This is a genomic window from Stappia stellulata (assembly GCF_020176715.1).
Taxonomy (GTDB): domain Bacteria; phylum Pseudomonadota; class Alphaproteobacteria; order Rhizobiales; family Stappiaceae; genus Stappia.
On sequence record NZ_JAIVMF010000004.1, the window covers coordinates 314,182 to 331,863 of the forward strand.

The window sequence follows — 17,682 nt, forward strand, 5'->3', positions numbered from 1 at the left end:
GTCAGCGCACGCCGGCCTGATGGAACACGGAGCCGGTGCCGTCGCGGGCAACGGCGAGCACGTCGTAGCGCGCGTTCGGATCGTCGCCCATGCCCATGGAACCGGCCGGCATGCCCGGTACGGCGATGCCGGCGATGTCGGGACGCTCGCTCATCAGCTTGGCGACGGCCTCTACGGGCACGTGCCCTTCCACGAAATAGCCGTCGATCACGGCGGTGTGGCAGGCTTCCATCGCCGCAGGCACACCGACCTGCTTCTTCACCGGAGACATGTCCTCACGGTTCTCGACGGTCAGGCGATAGCCGGCCGTGCGCATACCGTTTGCCCAGGCGTCGCAGCATCCGCACCAGGGAGATTTCCACATGGTCATTTCCTCGGCCGCGATGGCCATGCCTGGCGTGGAAAGCAGGCCGACGGCGACAAGGGTTGCGAAAATGCGTCGTGTCATGCGGGAGCGTCCTTCTTGGAGAAATCACGATTGCAACGCTAGATGCTCCAGCAACTGGAAGGTCAAGCGGGTGTGCGTGCCCTTGTCTCCCGACCCGGCCCGCATATCTGACTTGAGGTACCCGCGACACGCGGGGATATGAGGAACGGGAGGGTTTCATGCAAATCTCGACAAGGATTGTCTTCGCTTCGGCGTTGCTGCTGGCACCGCTTGCGGCCCAGGCCGACGATCACCGCACGGCTGCGCCGGAGGGCGCCGCCGTCTATTTCATCACGCCGGTCGATGGGGCAAGCGTGACAAGTCCTGTGGTCGTGCGCTTCGGCTTAAGCGGAATGGGCGTGGCGCCGGCTGGAACGGAAAAGGAGAAGACCGGGCATCATCATCTGCTGATCGACCAGGCGCTGGAGAATGCCGACGATCCGATTCCCGCAGACGACACGCACCGCCATTTCGGCGGCGGGCAGACGGAAACGAGCGTGGAACTGGCACCTGGAGAACACACATTGCAACTGGTGCTCGGCGACCACAATCACATCCCGCACCTGCCGCCGGTGATGTCCGAGGTGATCACGATCACCGTGGAATAGCGGCCGAACAATCGAAAACGGCGGGCCGAGGCCCGCCGTCGGGAGGATGCCTGAGGGCACGGGTCATAACTGACAAGGCGCAAGCCAGGTTCCGGCAGCTCGGAGGTACAGCGAGGCCGCACCCGTCTCCGCCGTCGCCCCGGCCCCGAGCCGGGGGCCAATCCACGCAGCCGCGCGGGTTGACCTGAGACGGGCAGACGGCGGTCCCGACCGCTCTTGCCCCAACCTTGGCTGAGGGTGCCAATAGACCCCGGGTCGCGCTGGCGCTTGCCCGGGGTGACGCCGGGAGCACTCGCCGCCCCGCCTCGGACAGACGCCGCGCGTCCGGTATCCCCAGACGCATGCAAACGAAAACGGCGGGCCGAGGCACCCCGCGAGAGTGATGACAAACCCTGAAGAATCGTCATCCCGGCCGAATGCAATGAGAGCCGGGATCGGGAAGGCACTGCCTGTCGGCTTCTTTTGGCTTGAAATTATAGGCCTTTAGCTCTCCGATACCGGGTCGCGCTGACGCTTGCCCGGTATGACGCCTGGAGCAACTCCACCTTTGTCAGCAGCCTGAACGGCGGGCCGAGGCCCGCCGTTGCGTCTGTCTGCGTCCTGCGCCGGTCGGCCTCAGTTGAAGAGGCTGGAGACCGACTGTTCCAGCGCGGTGCGCGAGATCGCCTCGCCGATCAGCGGTGCGATTGAGATCGTGCGGATGTTCGGCGCGGCCAGAACGGCCGCGGTCGGCTCGATGGAATTGGTGATCACCAGTTCCTTGAGCTTGGAGGAGGTGACGCGGGCCACCGCGCCGCCGGACAGAACGCCGTGGGTGATATAGGCGGTGACCGACTTGGCGCCCTTGTCGAGCAGGGCCTCGGCGGCGTTGCACAACGTGCCGCCGGAATCGACGATGTCGTCGACCAGGATGCAGTCGCGTCCCGTCGGCTCGCCGATGATGTTCATCACTTCCGATTCGCCGGGCTTGTCGCGGCGCTTGTCGACGATGGCGAGCGGTGCATCGATGCGCTTGGCGAGCGCGCGGGCGCGCACGACGCCGCCGACGTCCGGCGAGACGACCATGACGTTGTCGCTGGGGTAGCGCTCCTTGATGTCACGGGTCATCACCGGTGCGGCGAAGAGGTTGTCGGTCGGGATGTCGAAGAAGCCCTGGATCTGTCCGGCGTGAAGATCGAGGGTGAGAACGCGGTGGGCGCCGGCGTGGGTCACGAGATTGGCGACAAGCTTGGCGGAGATCGGCGTGCGCCCCGAGGCGCGGCGGTCCTGACGGGCGTAGCCGAAGTAGGGCATCACCGCCGTGATCCGCTTGGCGGAGGAGCGGCGCAGGGCGTCGATGATGATCAGCAGTTCCATCAGGTGATCGTTGGCGGGAAAGCTGGTCGACTGCAGGATGAAGACATCCTCGCCGCGCACGTTTTCCTGGAGTTCAACGAAGATTTCCTGATCGGCGAAGCGGCGGACCTGGCATTTCGCCAAGGGTGCGCCAAGATAATTGGAGACTTCCTCGGCAAGCGCGCGATTTGAGTTGCCCGCGACGATCTTCATGGCCCGCAAGTCCTTGTTGTTGGCTCCGGTGCCGCCTCGGCGCAGCATCGGCACGACAGGGTCACACGTGGTGTGTCTGACTTTGTTGTTGGCCATTGGCGGCTGGCCGGCGGTGCCCATGCCTGGGGGCAAGGCCGGAGATCCTCCAACAGGCGGCGGCGTTGTAGCAATCGCTCCGGCGTTTAACAACCGGCTTGGGGTCCTTGGTCAAGGTTTTTTGAAAGTGGCGGGTGCACGGCCGCGCGATCAGCGCCGCAGCCAGGCCGCGAGTTCGGCAACCGCCCGGCGCGCGGCGCGGTCGAGCGCGTCGGCGTCGACCCCGGCCCAGGGGTCGCCCGCAGCACCTCCGGCCGATTCCTGACCGACGATGCGATGGACCCGTGCGCCATTGGAATCGACCACGTCGAAGACATAGAACAGCGTCGTCGACGACTGGTCGCCCGAGGCTGACAGATAGCCGTTGACGCGGTAGGTCGCAGGCGCGCCGACCCGGCGCACAAGATTGAGGTCCTGCTCGACCGCCGCGTTACCGATGCGCCTGGACAAGGCATCGGAAATATTGCCTGGCGCGCCGGTGAAGGGTTCGAAGGCGATGGTGACCTGTTGCGGATCGAGCGGCGGTGCGGCCCGCGCGGCAGGTGCTGCGTTTTCCGACACGAGGCCGGGAGGAACCGGATCTCCGGCACAGGCGGTCAGGGCGAGGGCCGCGGCGAAGACGGCGGCACGCGATACGGTCGCACGGTTTTGTCTGATCACGCTCATGGGGCTTGCCGGTCTGCCTTGCTTGTCGTCGCTTGCGAAAATTCGGTTTAGGACAGTTCGCGCAGCGGAACGGCCCTGCGCTCCCTTCGTTTAGCCCGCCTTGACCGGCAGGTCGAGAGGCAGCTTCGAAAGGCATTCCGGCGCGCCGTCGCGGGTCAGATAGGTCTGGCCGAGGCTCATCGCCGTTCCCGTGTCGGAATCCATCAGGATCATGTGCATGAAGATCACCATGTCGGGCACGATTTCCGCCGGGTTGTCGCGATAGGCCATCGGCCAGTCCATCCAGCTCGGCGAGAAGCGCGTGCCCAGCGAATAGCCGCAGGCGTTGAGCCGGTGCGCGCCCTCGCCGCGCGCGTCCACGGCTTGCGCATGGGCGGCGAAGAGATCGCCGAAGGTGCGGCCGGGCCGCATCGTGCCCTCCACCGCCGCAAGGGCGGCGCGGGCCGTCTCGTGCAGCTCCCGATGCCGCCGCGTCGGTTCGCCGATCACCGCCGTTCGCATCGCCGCGACGTGATAGCGGCGGTAGGCGCCGGCCCATTCCAGGGTGAGCTGGTCCTGCGCATCGAGCGTGCGCCGGCCGCTCTGGTAGCGGCACAGCAGCGCCTCGCGGCCCGAGCCGATGACGAATTCGTTGCCGGGATAATCGCCGTCGCCGGCAAAGACGGCGCCTTGCATCGCGGCCAGGATCTCGCCCTCGCGCGCGCCGGGGCCGATCAGCGGCCAGCCGGCCTCCCAGGCGGCATCGGTGAGGTCGGCGGCCTTGCGCACCATCTCGATCTCGGCCGGGCTCTTGACCGCCCGCAGCACCGGGATCAGCCGCGAGGCATCGGCGAGCAGCGCGAAGTCGGTGAGATGCGCCGCAATCTCCATGGCAATGCGTCCGGTCATGCCGTGGGTGTCGTATTCCACGCCGAGCCGGCAGCCGTCGAGATCGAGGTCGAACAAGAGGTCGCGCAACTGCAGCACCGGCGAGGCGCCGTCGCGGTCCTCCCAGATGCGGATGTCGGCGACGGTGGAGGTGATCTCGGCCTGGCGCTTGTCGGCGGAGCGGGTCAGCAGCACCACCCGGCCGTCGCGGGTCACCACCATCGACTGGAAATGGCAATAGCCGAAGGTGTCGTAGCCGGTGAGCCAGAACATGCTTTCCTGCGCGAACAGCAAAAGCGCGTCGTGTCCGGCGTCGGCCATGCGGGCGCGCACGGCGTCAAGCCGCGCGAGATACTCGGCGCGCGAAAAGGCAAGCGACATGGTTCAGGCTCCGGTAAGCGCAATGGCGGTCATCAGCCGCCCGTAATCGTCTTCGCCGCGATGGGTGGCGCGGCGATAGGAGAAGAAGGTGTTCTCCTCGGCATAGGTGCAGCGCGCCAGGTCGGCGATGGCGCCGACGCCGGCGGCCTTAAGCCGCGCGACGATATAGGCGGGAAGGTCGAAGCGGGCGTGTCCCGCCCGTTCGGCGGCGACGAAGAACCGGGCGTTGGCGCTGTCTGCGGCGGTGAAGCGGTCGACGAATTCCTGTCCGACCTCGTAATTGGCCCGGGAGATCGTCGGGCCGAGCACCGCGGTGATGTCGGCGCGGTTGGCGCCGAGCGTTTCCATCTGGACGAGCGTCGCGTCGAGAACGCCGGTCAGCGCGCCGCGCCAGCCCGCATGGGCGGCGCCGATGACGCGGGCCCTTGCGTCGGCGAAGAGCACCGGTCCGCAGTCGGCGGTGGAAATGGCGAGCGCGATGCCCGCGCGATTGGTCACCAGCGCGTCGCCGCGCGGCTGGTCGGCGATGTCCCAGGGCGTCTCGACGGGGATAGCATCGGCGGAATGATGCTGGTGCGGCGAGACCAGCGCGCCCGGCGCGACCTTGAGGAGGGCCGCGACCCTTGCCCGGTTTTCCAGCACCGCGCTGCGATCGTCCTTCGATCCGAGGCCGACGTTCAGCGACGCGTAGATGCCGCGCGAGACGCCGCCCGTTCGGGTGAAGAAGCCGTGGACGATGCCGTCCAGGCGGCCGAGTTCGGGAGAGGTCAGCATGGAGCGCGATTTGCCTTGAATGTCCGGCCCTTGGAAGTTTCGCGATGGTGGTCGCTGCCGGATGGCATGTCAATCGCACCGGGCAAGATCACGCCGCGTCGAAGGCCGCCAGCCGGACGTCCTGCGGCGCGACCGCCATCACCTTGAACAGCTCGCCCATCTGGTCGGGCGCGGCGAGACGTTCCACGTCGTCGCGGATGCCGTCCTGCTCGGCCAAAGACCGGCCGGCGCCAAGCTGGCCGGCGCGTTCCAGCAGGCCGAGCCTGAGCAGGAAGTCGCCTTGCGTCATCAGCGGACGGGCGGCGACCGGGGGAGCCTTCGCCGCACGGGCCAGCGCCTCGAAATTCACATGCGCGGTGAGGTCGGCCTTGCCCGGCGTCTCCAGCACCGGAACCGGCTTGTGGTTTCGAACCGCCTGCAGGGTCTCGCCGACGGCGGTTTTTCCATAGCCGTAGTCGACGACGAGGGCAGCCCCGCCCTGTCCGGCAAGCCGCCCGGCGAGATCCTGCATGATCGCATTCGCCACTGGCTGGGTTTCCAGAACCGCGCCCTCGGGGGCGGTCTTCAGCTGCGGCGGCAGATCGGCCTCGTCGAGGCTCGCAAGCCCGGCCTGAAACCGCAGGCCGCCCGCCTCGTCCAGGCCGATGCAGCGCTCGCGCCAGCCGGCGCCGCCCTGCACGAACTGGCGAATTGGCAGCGCGTCGAAAAACTCGTTGGCGACGATCAGCAGCGGCCTGTCGTCGGGCAGGGTGGCGGTGCTGTCGTGCCAGCGGATGGTGACGCCAGTGTCTTCCAGCGTCTTTTTCTGGGCGGTGCGCAGGCGCGGGCTGGTTTCCACCAGATGGAGCGTCAGCGCCTTCAAGAACGCCGGGCGGAGCCGGGCGACGCGCAGCATGTCCGCGCTCAGCGTTCCCCGCCCGGGACCGAATTCGACCAGCGCGACAGGATCGGGCGCGCCGATCGCTTCCCAGGCATGAACGATCCAGGCGCCGAGGATCTCGCCGAAGAGCTGGCTGACCTCCGGCGCGGTGATGAAGTCGCCCGACCGGCCGAAGGGTTCGGCCTGCATGTAGTAGCCATGGCCCGGGTCGCCGAGACAGCGGGCCATGTAGTCGCTGACCGGCATCGGACCTTGCGTTTCGATCAGCCGCACGATCCGGTCGAGAAGCGGGGAGGCGGGCATGTCAGGCATCGGTCTTTTGTTGCGGATCGCGCGGCGCGCCTTCGGGAACGGCCGACTTGCGCAGGGCGTAGGCAATGGCCAGTCCGCCGGCGATCGCCATCGGCAGCGACAGCAGGATGCCCATGGTCAGGCCCGGGCCGAGATAGCCGATATGGGCGTCGGGCACGCGGAAGAACTCCACGAAGATGCGCGACAGGCCATAGCCGAGCGCGAAGAGGCCGGCGACCAGGCCGGGCCGGCGCAAGCCGCCGCGCGCGACCGCGATGCGCACGATGACGAGAAGCAGGAGACCTTCGAGTGCTGCCTCGTAGAGCTGGCTCGGATGGCGCGGCTCGGGGCCGGCGCCGGGAAAGACGAAGGCCCAGGGCACATCCGTCGTCCGGCCCCAGAGTTCGGCATTGATGAAATTGGCGATGCGGCCGAAGAACAGCCCGATGGGCGCGACCGCGCCGGCGAGATCGAACAGCGTCCACAGAGGGATGCCGCGCCGCCAGGCGAAGAGCGCCATCGCCGCGACCACGCCGAGAAACCCGCCGTGGAAGGACATGCCGCCGGACCAGACCGCGAGCGCCTCCAGCGGATTTTGCAGGTAATAGGCGGGCGCGTAGAACAGCACATAGCCGAGCCGTCCGCCCAGGATCGTGCCGAGCGTCGCATAGACCACGAAATCGTCCACATCCACCAGCGAGGGGCGGATCTGCGCGCCCCACAGCTTGTCCGAGGTGACCAGCGCGCGCATCGACCACCAGCCGATGAGCAGGCCGGCGATATAGGCGAGCGCGTACCAGCGAATCGCGAAGGGACCGAATTCGATCAGCACCGGATCGATGGTGGGAAAGGGCAGGACGAGCGTCGGCATGGGATCTCCGGTTGAATGGCCGGCGGCCGGGACGGGTGCGGCGCGACGGTGCAGCCGAATGGAGGCTACCGTCAAGCGCATGCGAATGCGGTATAATCGGGGCACGCGACGATTTGCCGGTGCTTGGGTGTTTCGCGCGCGGGCAAAGCGCATTACCTAAGTGACAGGATCAGGGCGGCCGGGGCGGTCGCCCGTGCAAGAAGGATATTTCGCGATGACACAGGGACCAAACCGCGTTCTCGACGATCTCGCCAAGCTGATGACCGATGCCGCCGGTGTGGCACAGGGCGCGCGCCGCGAGGTCGAAACGGCGTTTCGCGCCCAGGCGGAGCGGTTCCTGGCGGACATGGATCTGGTCAAGCGCGAGGAGCATGACGTTGTGCGCGACATGGCGGCCAAGGCGCTCGACATGGTCGAGGCGCTGGAGGCGCGGGTCGCCGAGCTCGAGGCCGCAAGCGGGAAGCCCGCGGATCGCACGCCGCCCGCCAACGACGACTGACCCCAGGGTCGCGCCATCGTTCTTCCGTCCGACGCCTTTCCCGCTCCGGCCCCGGCCGGGGCGGTTCGATGCGCCGTTTTGCCGGTCGCGCGGGCCCGGCACCGCGTCCGGTGTCGTCCACAGGCGCAACAGGGTAAATGAAAGGTGAACATATCTTCGCGTCACTTTCTGCCTATATACTGGGAGTGCGCAAAGATTCGCGGTTGATTGCCGCAGGCAGCGTCCGGGGTTTTCCATCGACGGTGCCGGGCCACGCACAGGCCAGGATCCTGCGGACCGACACGGGCGGACACGCTTCCCGTTTGAGGGGCGGTGCTCCGCAAGCCGAGAGGAACGATGATGAGCCTCATCGACATCGAGTTCGAACGGCCCGCCAATCCCGTCGATACGATTGAGCATATCGCCGCCATCAACGACTGGTCCTTCGAGCGCTCCTGCGAGGAAGAGATCACGATTTCGGTCGCTGGCGGCTGGTGCGACTATCATGTCTCGTTTTCCTGGATGGAAGACCTGGAGGCGCTGCATCTGGCCTGCGCCTTCGATCTCAAGGTGCCGGATCCGCGGCGCACCGAGGTCGTGCGGCTTCTGGCGCTCGTCAACGAGCAGCTGTGGATGGGCCATTTCGACCTGTGGAACCGTGAAGGCGTGGTGATCTTTCGCCAGTCGCTGCTGCTTGCCGGCGGCGCGGAGGCAACCTCCAAGCAGATCGAGGGGCTGCTGACGACGGCGCTGGAGGCTTGCGAGCGCTACTATCAGGCGTTCCAGTTCGTGGTCTGGGCCGGAAAGACCGCCTCGGAGGCGATCGACACCGCCTTGTTCGAGACTGCGGGGGAAGCATGAGTTTTTCGAAGACGCGGCCGCTCGTTCTGGTGGGCGCGGGGAAGATGGGCGGCGCCATGCTCGCCGGGTGGATCGCGTCGGGAACCGATCCGAACTCCATTCTCGTGATCGATCCGGCCCCCTCCGACGAGCTGCTTGCGATGGCGTCGGACAAGGGGTTTCGCCAGGAGACGAAAGTCCCCGAGGGCGTAACCGCCGGCGTGCTCTTGCTGGCGCTGAAGCCGCAGATGATGGCCTCCGCGCTGGGCGCGCTCAAACCCGCGGCCGATGCGGACACGCTGGTGATCTCGGTCGCCGCCGGCACGCCGGCCTCGGTGTTCGAGGAGGCTTTCGGCGATGCGGCCGTGGTGCGGGTCATGCCGAACACGCCCGCCCAGGTCGGGCGCGGCATGAGCGTCGCCTTCGCCAATGCGCGCACCAGCACGGCGCAGCGCGAGACGGTGGACCAGTTGCTGGCCGCCATCGGCGCCTCGGCCTGGATCGAGAGCGAGGACCAGATGGATGCGGTCACCGCCGTCAGCGGATCGGGCCCGGCCTATGTGTTCTATCTCACCGAGGCGCTTGCCGCCGCCGGCGTCAAGGCCGGCCTGCCGGAAGAGCTGGCGATGACGCTGGCGCGCCAGACCGTCTGCGGCGCGGGAGAGCTCATGTACCGGGTGGAAACGCCGGCTGCGGAATTGCGCCGCAACGTGACCTCGCCCAATGGCACCACGGCGGCGGCGCTCGGCGTCCTCATGGCCGAGGACGGGTTGCAGCCGATCATGGATGCAGCGGTCGCGGCGGCACGCAAGCGCTCGCAGGAACTGGCCGGCTGAACGAACCTGATGATCGGGGCGGAAATCTGCGCTCCTGGATGACGCTTTGCGTCGCACCCACTGGCGCTCGCGCCGGTTTGCCCCAATGTAACAGGCAGGTCCGCAGTCCCGCGCATTCAGGAGGTTCCCGCATGGCAACCCAGAAGACCAAGCAGAAGATCGTCGCCGCCTTCCTTTCGCTCCTGGCGGAAAAGGGCTGGTCCGGCTTCGACATGAGCGATGTCGCCGAGGCGGCCGGCGTCAAGCTCTCGGTCCTGAGAGGCGCATTCGCCTCCAAGACCGCCTGTTTCAGGGCGTTTCTCGCCGACATCGACCAGAAAGTGCTCGACAGCGTCGATCCCGACATGACCGACGAGCCGGCGCGCGACCGCCTGTTCGACGTGCTGATGAGCCGGCTCGATGCCCTGCAGCCGCATCGCGAGGCGGTGCGCGCGCTGATGGCAGCGGCCCGCAAGGATCCGCAACTGGCGTTGACGCTCAATGGAGAGGCGCGGATGTCGCAGCGCTGGATGCTGACGGCGGCGGGCCTGCCGTCGTCGGGCTTTCGCGCGCAGATGATCGCGCAGGGGCTGGTGGTCGCCTTTTCCCGGGTGGTCGAGGTATGGCTCGACGACGAGGATCCGGGCCTTGCGCGCACCATGTCCGCCCTCGACAAGCAACTGGACGACGGCGAGGTCTGGCTGTCGCGCCTCGACCGGGCGGCGGGCTTCCTCAAGCCGCTTGTGCACCGCGCCCGCACATCCCCGCGCAAAGAGCGGCCCTCGGGCGACCCGGAAACGCCGGCTTCCCCCTCGGCTGCCTGAGCGATAAGGTGGCGCGGTTCGGGCAATGTCGTCCCGGACCGCGTGTTTCACCAGACAGTTAGACCAAGCCATGAGTTCATCAGACACCGGCGGCGGGCCCGTCTCGCCCCCGCTTGATTTCGACACCTTCCTGAAAGTGGACATTCGCGTCGGCCGGATCGTCGAGGCGGAGCCGTTTCCCGAGGCGCGCAAGCCCGCGATCAAGCTCAGGATCGACTTCGGCGACGAGCTTGGCATCAAGAAGTCGTCCGCCCAGATCACGAAGCATTATGCGCCGGAGGACCTCGTCGGGCGACAGGTGCTCGCGGTCGTCAATTTCCCGCCGCGCCAGATTGGGCCGATGATGTCGGAGGTGCTGACCCTCGGCGTGCCGGATGCGGACGGCGAGGTGGTATTGCTGCGCCCCGACCTGGACGTGCCGCTCGGCGGGCGGCTCTACTGATTTTCGTCGGGACGTCGGGCGTTCGGCCTGATCGCCCGCCTTACAGCGGAATGCGCACGCGCGCGCTCAGCCCGCCCAGCTTCTCGCTCTGTCCCAGCATGATGTCGCCGCCGTGGCCGCGCACGATGTCGCGGGCGATGGCGAGCCCCAGCCCGCTGCCGCTTGCATCCTGATTGCGCGCCTGGTCGAGCCGGTAGAACGGGCGGAACACGCTTTCGCGTTCGTCCTCCGGGATGCCGGGGCCGTCGTCCTCGACGATGACCGTCAGCCAGCCATCGGCGTGGCGCACGTCGATGTTCAGCCGGTCGCCGTAGCGGGCCGCGTTGGTGACCAGATTCGCAAGCGCACGCTTGAAGGCGATCGGCTTCACCGTGACGAAGGGGTCGCCGACGAAGGTCGACGTGACGGTGGCGTCGAGGATCTCGGCTTCCGTTTCCAGTTCGTCCACGACCAGCGACAGGTCGGTCGGCTGGGCCTGTTCGTCGCCGTCGCCGCGGGTGAAGGCCAGATAGTCCTCCAGCATGGTCTTCATCTCGTCGACGTCATGCTGGAGCGCGCGCACCTCCTCGCTGTCCTTGAACAGGGCGAGCTGCAGGCGGAACCGCGTCAGGATGGTGCGCAGGTCATGGCTGACGCCGGCGAGCATGGTGGTGCGCTGTTCGATCTGGCGCTCGATCCTGCGGCGCATCTCGATGAAGGCCTGGGAGGCCCGGCGCACCTCCAGCGCGCCGCTTGGGCGGAAATCGTCGATCGGCCGGCCCTTGCCGAATTCCTCCGCCGCCGTCGCGAGCCGCTCCACGGGCTTTGTCTGGTTGCGCAGGAACAAAAGCGCGATCACCACCAGCACCAGCGATGTGGATACCATCCAGACGATGAAGATATGCGAGTTGGAGGCATAGGTCTGGCTGCGTCTGGCAATCACGCGCAGCACGTTCTTTTCCAGCTTGATGCGGATCTCGACGAAGCTGGATCGCCCGACCGTGTCGATCCAGAACGGCCGGCCGACCACCAGGCTGATCTGTTCCGACAGATAGAGATCGACGATGTCGAAGAAGGGTTTCGGGCGTGGCGGTGGCAGGGGTTCCGGCGGCAGCACCGTGACCGAAAGCGCCAGGTCCTGGCGCGCCATCTCGGTGATGCGCTCGAAGCCCTCGTCCTGCGGGTAGGCTTCCATCACGCTGATCAGCAGCGCGATCTCGCGCGCCACCGCCTGCGATAGACGCTGGGTAACGAGGTCGTAGTGCCGCTCCATGAAGACGAAGGCGAGCACCGCCTGCATGATCACGATCGGCACGACGATGATCAGCAGCGTGCGCGAGAACAGCCCCTTGGGCATGCGCCTGTAGAGCGCTTTCGACAGCGCGCGATAGGGCGTTGCCAGAAGATCGAGGGCGCGCCGGACCGGCCCGGGCAGGCGGGGACGCATTCGTTTCACCCTGTCGGAAACCGTCGCGATCGCGGCCGCGATCCGCGCGCCTAGTCGCATACGAGCCGGTATCCGATCCCGCGCACCGTCTGCAGATAGATCGGATTGCCGGGATCGGTCTCGATCTTGCGGCGCAGGCGGTTGATCTGCACGTCGACAGTGCGCTCGCCGAGGCCGCTGTCGTCGCCGACGATCTCGTTGCGCGGCACGGTGTCATTGGGCTTTTCGGCGAAGAGCGATAGGATCTCCTTCTCCCGGTCGGTGAGACGGACGATTTCCTCGCCACGCTTCAGTTCGCGCCGCGCCGTGTCGAACACGAAGGGTCCGAAGCGCACGTCCGCCGGCAGTTCGGCCGCCGGCGTGGCGCGCCGGCGCAGGATCGCGCGCAGGCGCAGCAGCAGTTCGCGCGGTTCGAACGGCTTGACCAGATAGTCGTCGGCGCCTGCCTCCAGCCCGGCGATCCTGTCGGTCGCGTCGGAGCGCGCGGTCAGCATCAGGATGGGCACGTCGCTGCTGTCGCGCAGATGGGCGGCGAGCTCCAGCCCGCTTTCTCCCGGCATCATCACATCGATGATCAGCAGGTCGAACTCCAGGCCGGCAAGGCTGCGGCGCGCGTCCGCGGCGCTTGGGGCTGCGGTGATGCGAAAGCCGTTTTCCGTCAGGAAGCGGCGCAGCAGCGTGCGGATCCGGCTGTCGTCGTCGACGAGCAGCAGATGCGGGGCGTCGTCGTCGGGCGGGCTTGCGGCGGTCCTTTCGGCGAGATCGGCGGTCACGGCGCTTGATCCTTGTTGTGTCCGATGAGCTGCGCCACATCCGCGCGCTGATCGGGATCGATCATGTTATAGAGGAAGCTTCGCGCGGCTTCCCGGCCTTCCTGTGGCAGATCGGCGAGTGCTGAGCGGATGCGCTCGGCCTGCAGCCGCATCAGCCTGAGCGCCAGCGCATGGCCGCGCTCGGTTGCAAACAGCAGGCGTTCGCGCCGATCGACCGGGCCGGGCTCCTGCAGGATGTAGTCCTCCTCCACCAGTTGTTTCAGCACGCGCGCCAGGCTTTGCTTGGTGATGCTCAGGATCGCGAGCAGATCCGTCACCCGCAGGCCCGGGTTCCGGCTGACGAAATGCAGCACCCGGTGATGGGCGCGGCCGAATCCGAATTCGGCAAGAGCGGCGTCCGGATCGGAGGTGAAGTCGCGGTAGGCGAAGAACAGCAGTTCGATCATGTCGATCGGCACGTCGGCCGGCGCCGGCCGCGCCGGTGACGGCCGGTCAACGGAAAGCGAGAAATTTACGTCAGTCATATTGACTTATTTCCGACCGATTGTTACACATTGCCTGCCTTTCGCGAAATGATCGTACACAGTCACTCCGAATGTGTTCTTCTTGTTGTTCGCGGAGCGAAACGGCGCGGCTTTTCTGGCCGGCAGGGCGGGATTTCGACGACTTCCAGCCCGGCCGACAGGACCCGGCGTCAGCATACAAACACTTGACGCACCGCGCAAAGTCGTGAATTCGGCTGGTCGGAACGACGTCACGGGACGGCGACGCCCTGCGTCGCGCAAACACAGACAGGCGGGACAAGCCCGCTGATATTGCGGGAGAATTCGACATGGCACATTTGCCGTTTGATCAACTCGAAGGCGAAATCTGGTACGACGGCGCGTTCGTTCCCTGGGCCGATGCCAAGCTGCACGTGCTGAGCCACGGCCTGCATTACGCCAGCAGCGTTTTCGAGGGCGAGCGCGCCTATGGCGGCGAGGTGTTCAAGCTCGACGAACACACGCAGCGCCTGCATGATTCCGCATCGATCCTGGGCTTCGAGATCCCCTATGACGCGGAGACCATCAACGCCGCCACCCGCGAGCTTCTGACCCGCATGAAGCTGGTCGATGCCTATGTGCGGCCCGTCGCCTGGCGCGGCAGCGAGATGATGGGCGTGTCGGCGCAGCACAACACCATCCACCTGGCGATCGCCGCCTGGGAGTGGCCGAGCTACTTCAAGCCGGAAGAGCGGCTGAAGGGCATCCGCCTCGACATGGCGAAATACCGCCGCCCCGACCCCGCGACGGCGCCGTGCCGCTCCAAGGCCGCCGGCCTCTACATGATCTGCACGCTGTCCAAGCACGAGGCGGAGCGCAAGGGCTATGCCGACGCGCTGATGCTCGACTGGCGCGGCCAGGTGGCGGAAGCGACCGGCGCCAATGTGTTCTTCATCAAGGACGGCAAGATCCACACGCCGACGCCGGACTGTTTCCTCGACGGCATCACCCGCCGCACGGTCATCGACCTCGCCAAGCGGCGCGGCTTCGAGGTGATCGAGCGGGCGATCCAGCCGGACGAGATGGCGGAGTTCGAGGCCTGCTTCCTGACCGGAACGGCGGCGGAAGTGACGCCGGTCTCCGAGATCGGTCCCTACAGCTTCCAGGTCGACGCGATCTCGCGCACGCTGATGGAAGACTATCACGCCGAGGTCCAGCCTCAGGCGGCGGCGAAGGTGGCGGCTGCGGGATAATCTCCGCCGTCAATCGTCCGTTGAGACACGCGCCCCGTCAGACCCCGGTCTGGCGGGGCGTTTTCGCTTCAGCCGGGGGAAGCGCGGCCGCCGGCGCGGGCTGGGTGGTCTGGAACAGCCGGCCCTTTTCGGTGATGAAGACGATCACCAGCGCGCTGGCGCCGAAGGTGGCGAAACCGAGCGCGAGCGGCACCACCGTGCCGTCGTAGTTCTGGCCGACGAAGAAGCCGCAGATTGCGCCCGCCAGGGTCGTCACGAAGCCGAGCACCGACGAGCCGGTTCCGGCGATGTCGCCAAGCGGCTCCATGGCGATGGCATTGAAGCTCGGGCCGATGAAGCCGAAGATGAACAGGGTGATCGCCAGCATCGCGGTGAAGGCATAAAGGTTCTCGGCGATCCAGATGGCGGTGACCGCCTGGACGAGGCTGATCGCGACAAAGGCCACCAGCGCCCAATGCGACAGCGGACGCAGTCCGATGCGCTCGACAAGCGAGGCATTGACGAAGGAGGCCGCGGACATGGCGAGGCCGATCACCGCGAAGACCGCCGGAAAGGCCGCGCCGACGCCAAAGGTTTCCACGAAGATCTGCTGGGCGGAGGCGATGAAGCCGAACAGGGCGCCGAAGATCAGGCCGGTGGCGCACATATAGCCGAGAGTGATGCGCGTGGTGACGGTCTTCAGGTAGGCGGCGAGGACCGAGCGGGCGGTGACCGGTTGCCGGCGCGCGGCCGGCAGGGTTTCCGGCAGGCGCGCGCCGCACCAGATCAGCATCAGGATGCCGCCGAGCGTGAGCAGCAGGAAGATCGCGCGCCAGGGTGCCACCAACAGGATGATCTGGCCGATCGACGGGGCGAAGATCGGCACCACCATGAACACCATCATCACCAGCGACATGACCCGGCCCATCTGCCGCCCGGAATAGCTGTCGCGGACGATCGAAACCGCGACGACCCGGGGGGCGGCGCAGCCGATTCCCTGCACCAGCCGCGCGGCCAGGAGATGGTTCATGTCATTGGCGAAAATGGAGAAAACGCCGGCGACCGCATAAAGCGCAAGTCCGCCGAGCAGCACCGGCCGGCGGCCGTAGCGGTCCGATATCGGACCGTAGAAGAGCTGTGCCGCGCCGAAGCCGACGAGATAGGCGACAAGCACCTTCTGGCTGTCGTTCTCGTTGAGCACGGCCATGGCCGCGCCGATGTCCGGAAGGGCCGGCAGCATGATGTCGATGGCCAGCGAATTGAGCGCCATCAGCGAGGCGATCAGGGCGACGAACTCGCGAAAGGAAATGCCGGGGTGAGGCTCCGCGGCTGCGGGGCTTGGCGCAATCGGAGAATGCATGGGTGGTCCTGGCTGGGCAAAAGGCCGCCAAACGGGGATGGCAACAAACGGAAACTGTTCGAATTCGATATAGAATTCGCCGAAACGCCTGTCCGGTCAAGCCATGCGGCCGGCAAACCCCGGACCGGCGCCGGGATCTCCTGCAAGCCGTTGTCGGCGCGACGTCAGCGCGACCAGCGGTCCGCGGCCTTCTTGTCGGCCTCGCGGGCGTCGACCCAGCCGCCGGTGCCGCCGTCGCGCAGGTGCTCTTTCTTCCAGAACGGGGCGCGGGTCTTGAGATAGTCCATCAGGAAATCGGCGGCCTGGAAGGCGGCGGCCCGGTGGCGCGAGGCCGCGACGACCAGAACGATGTTCTCCCCCGGCGCGATCTTGCCGTGCCGATGGATCGCCGTCAGTCCGGTGACCGGCCAGCGCGCGGCCGCGTCGCGCGCGATCCGTTCGATCTCGGCTTCCGCCATGCCCGGATAATGTTCCAGTTCCAGCGCCGACAGCCGGCCGCCTTCGTCCCGGCACAGGCCGGTGAAGCTCACCACGGCACCGACATTGGAATCGGCCGCCGAAAGCCGTTCGATCTCGCGCGCGGTGTCGAAATCCTCACGCTGGATGCGCACCGTGATCGCGGCCGACGGCCGGTCGTCCTGCGGGGCGTTGCTGTCGGCGGGGTGGGCGTGTGTCGTCATCTGTCGTCGTCCGGCCGCATGCGGCTCATCCGCCGGTCATCGGCGGAAAGAAAGCCGCCTCGCGGGCGCCATTCAGCGGTGCGTCATGGTCGACATGTTCCTGGTCGAGCGCGACCTTGATCGCGTCGCGTTCGGCAAACGCCCCGGCATAGGCCTCGTCGCGGGCCGAGAGCCAGTCGATCAGCGCGCCGACGGTCGCCACATCGGCAGGGACCTCGATGGTCTCCGCGTCGCGTCCGATGCGTTCGCGCACCCAGGCGAAATAGCGCAACTGCATGTCGTGCCCCGTGAGTTAATCGGTCATCAGGTGGCCGATGCCGGCCCGGAAATAGTCGTAGCCGGTATATAGGGTCAAAATGGCGGCGATCCAAAGGGCGGAAAGCCCGAGAAGCTGCGTGCCGGGCAGGACCGCCTCGCCGGCGGGACCCGCCAGGAGCAGGGCGATGGCGACCAGCTGCACCGTGGTCTTCCATTTCGCCAGCCGCGTCACCGGCACGCTGACGCGCAGCACGGCGAGGAACTCGCGCAGGCCGGACACGAGGATCTCGCGGCACAGGATGATGGCGGCGGCAATCATCGACCAGCCGCCGATGTCGCCCTTGCCGGCGAGCAGCAGCAGGCAGACCGCGACCAGCAGCTTGTCGGCGATCGGGTCGAGCATCTGTCCGAGCCGGGACTGTTGTTGCCAGGCACGCGCAAGATAGCCGTCGAAGAAGTCGGTAATGGCGGCGACAATGAAGATCCCGAGCGCGATCCAGCGGGCCGTATACCCCGGAAAATACAGGCAGATCATCACCGCCGGCACGGCAAGGATGCGCCCGTAGGTCAGGATGTTCGGCAGGTTCCAGACATGGGATCGCGACATTGCTTGGACACTATGCCTTGTATGGGGGAGACGTCGGGTCTGATCCTTCAAGCATG

General features: G+C 66.8%; 21 protein-coding genes. 7 read left to right on the forward strand and 14 right to left on the reverse strand.

All coding sequences use genetic code 11. The features are described 5' to 3' along the window. Position 1: 1 nt before the first annotated feature. Positions 2-448, reverse strand: a complete 447-nt coding sequence (locus LC092_RS07815) for a DUF411 domain-containing protein (protein WP_224805889.1) — start codon at positions 446-448, stop codon at positions 2-4. Between the two features lie 158 nt (positions 449-606). On the opposite strand from LC092_RS07815, the gene LC092_RS07820 reads away from it, so the two are divergent. Continuing rightward, a complete protein-coding gene (locus LC092_RS07820; RefSeq protein ID WP_224805890.1) occupies positions 607-1,035 on the forward strand; it encodes a DUF4399 domain-containing protein in 429 nt (142 codons plus the stop codon). A 615-nt stretch (positions 1,036-1,650) separates the two neighbouring features. Here the strand turns inward: LC092_RS07820 and LC092_RS07825 are convergent. The 6 genes from LC092_RS07825 to lgt all read right to left on the reverse strand — a co-directional run bounded on the left by LC092_RS07825 (position 1,651) and on the right by lgt (position 7,409). Further along, on the reverse strand, positions 1,651-2,583 hold the full coding sequence (locus tag LC092_RS07825; protein WP_224805891.1) for a ribose-phosphate pyrophosphokinase: 933 nt from the start codon (positions 2,581-2,583) through the stop codon (positions 1,651-1,653). A gap of 246 nt (positions 2,584-2,829) precedes the next feature. Then, on the reverse strand, positions 2,830-3,345 hold the full coding sequence (locus LC092_RS07830; protein ID WP_224805892.1) for a hypothetical protein: 516 nt from the start codon (positions 3,343-3,345) through the stop codon (positions 2,830-2,832). 90 nt (positions 3,346-3,435) lie between these two features. Then, a complete protein-coding gene (locus LC092_RS07835; RefSeq protein ID WP_224805893.1) occupies positions 3,436-4,593 on the reverse strand; it encodes a M24 family metallopeptidase in 1,158 nt (385 codons plus the stop codon). A 3-nt stretch (positions 4,594-4,596) separates the two neighbouring features. Then, positions 4,597-5,367: a peptidoglycan editing factor PgeF gene (gene pgeF, locus LC092_RS07840; RefSeq protein WP_224805894.1), complete on the reverse strand. Its 771-nt coding sequence runs from the start codon at positions 5,365-5,367 to the stop codon at positions 4,597-4,599. 88 nt (positions 5,368-5,455) lie between these two features. After that, a complete protein-coding gene (locus tag LC092_RS07845; protein ID WP_224805895.1) occupies positions 5,456-6,559 on the reverse strand; it encodes a class I SAM-dependent methyltransferase in 1,104 nt (367 codons plus the stop codon). Beyond that, a complete protein-coding gene (gene lgt / locus LC092_RS07850; protein WP_224805896.1) occupies positions 6,552-7,409 on the reverse strand; it encodes a prolipoprotein diacylglyceryl transferase in 858 nt (285 codons plus the stop codon). The genes LC092_RS07845 and lgt overlap by 8 nt, the downstream gene beginning before the upstream one ends. 214 nt (positions 7,410-7,623) lie before the next feature. Here lgt and LC092_RS07855 point away from each other — a divergent pair, with 214 nt between their 5' ends. From LC092_RS07855 to LC092_RS07875, 5 genes are all read left to right on the forward strand, one after another. Continuing rightward, complete coding sequence (locus LC092_RS07855) at positions 7,624-7,908, forward strand: accessory factor UbiK family protein (protein WP_224805897.1); 285 nt, start codon at positions 7,624-7,626, stop codon at positions 7,906-7,908. A 339-nt stretch (positions 7,909-8,247) separates the two neighbouring features. Then, on the forward strand, positions 8,248-8,748 hold the full coding sequence (locus tag LC092_RS07860; protein WP_224805898.1) for a YbjN domain-containing protein: 501 nt from the start codon (positions 8,248-8,250) through the stop codon (positions 8,746-8,748). Beyond that, positions 8,745-9,563 carry a pyrroline-5-carboxylate reductase gene (gene proC / locus LC092_RS07865; RefSeq protein ID WP_224805899.1) on the forward strand — a complete coding sequence of 273 codons (819 nt, stop codon included), beginning with the start codon at positions 8,745-8,747 and terminating at the stop codon, positions 9,561-9,563. The genes LC092_RS07860 and proC overlap by 4 nt, the downstream gene beginning before the upstream one ends. A gap of 131 nt (positions 9,564-9,694) precedes the next feature. Continuing rightward, a complete protein-coding gene (locus LC092_RS07870) occupies positions 9,695-10,366 on the forward strand; it encodes a TetR/AcrR family transcriptional regulator (protein ID WP_224805900.1) in 672 nt (223 codons plus the stop codon). A 70-nt stretch (positions 10,367-10,436) separates the two neighbouring features. Next, positions 10,437-10,808, forward strand: a complete 372-nt coding sequence (locus LC092_RS07875; protein WP_224805901.1) for a tRNA-binding protein — start codon at positions 10,437-10,439, stop codon at positions 10,806-10,808. A 40-nt stretch (positions 10,809-10,848) separates the two neighbouring features. Here LC092_RS07875 and LC092_RS07880 read toward each other — a convergent pair whose 3' ends face one another. From LC092_RS07880 to LC092_RS07890, 3 genes are all read right to left on the reverse strand, one after another. Then, positions 10,849-12,189, reverse strand: coding sequence for an ATP-binding protein (locus tag LC092_RS07880; protein ID WP_224805937.1), 1,341 nt, complete (start codon positions 12,187-12,189; stop codon positions 10,849-10,851). Positions 12,190-12,284: 95 nt separating this feature from the next. Then, on the reverse strand, positions 12,285-13,007 hold the full coding sequence (locus LC092_RS07885) for a response regulator (protein WP_224805902.1): 723 nt from the start codon (positions 13,005-13,007) through the stop codon (positions 12,285-12,287). After that, on the reverse strand, positions 13,004-13,531 hold the full coding sequence (locus tag LC092_RS07890) for a MarR family winged helix-turn-helix transcriptional regulator (protein WP_224805903.1): 528 nt from the start codon (positions 13,529-13,531) through the stop codon (positions 13,004-13,006). The genes LC092_RS07885 and LC092_RS07890 overlap by 4 nt, the downstream gene beginning before the upstream one ends. Positions 13,532-13,839: 308 nt before the next feature. On the opposite strand from LC092_RS07890, the gene LC092_RS07895 reads away from it, so the two are divergent. Next, positions 13,840-14,742 carry a branched-chain amino acid aminotransferase gene (locus LC092_RS07895; RefSeq protein ID WP_224805904.1) on the forward strand — a complete coding sequence of 301 codons (903 nt, stop codon included), beginning with the start codon at positions 13,840-13,842 and terminating at the stop codon, positions 14,740-14,742. 37 nt (positions 14,743-14,779) lie between these two features. Here the strand turns inward: LC092_RS07895 and LC092_RS07900 are convergent, their stop codons facing one another. From LC092_RS07900 to pgsA, 4 genes are all read right to left on the reverse strand, one after another. Beyond that, a complete protein-coding gene (locus LC092_RS07900) occupies positions 14,780-16,081 on the reverse strand; it encodes a multidrug effflux MFS transporter (RefSeq protein ID WP_224805905.1) in 1,302 nt (433 codons plus the stop codon). A 164-nt stretch (positions 16,082-16,245) separates the two neighbouring features. Beyond that, the gene (locus tag LC092_RS07905) at positions 16,246-16,761 is read right to left on the reverse strand and encodes a molybdenum cofactor biosynthesis protein MoaE (RefSeq protein ID WP_224805906.1); all 516 of its coding nucleotides are present in this window, start codon (positions 16,759-16,761) and stop codon (positions 16,246-16,248) included. 25 nt (positions 16,762-16,786) lie between these two features. Beyond that, positions 16,787-17,038, reverse strand: coding sequence for a molybdopterin converting factor subunit 1 (moaD, locus tag LC092_RS07910; RefSeq protein ID WP_224805907.1), 252 nt, complete (start codon positions 17,036-17,038; stop codon positions 16,787-16,789). Positions 17,039-17,053: 15 nt separating this feature from the next. Next, positions 17,054-17,626 (reverse strand): CDP-diacylglycerol--glycerol-3-phosphate 3-phosphatidyltransferase, encoded by a 573-nt coding sequence (pgsA, locus tag LC092_RS07915; RefSeq protein ID WP_224805908.1) that lies wholly within the window; start codon positions 17,624-17,626, stop codon positions 17,054-17,056. Positions 17,627-17,682 lie beyond the last annotated feature (56 nt).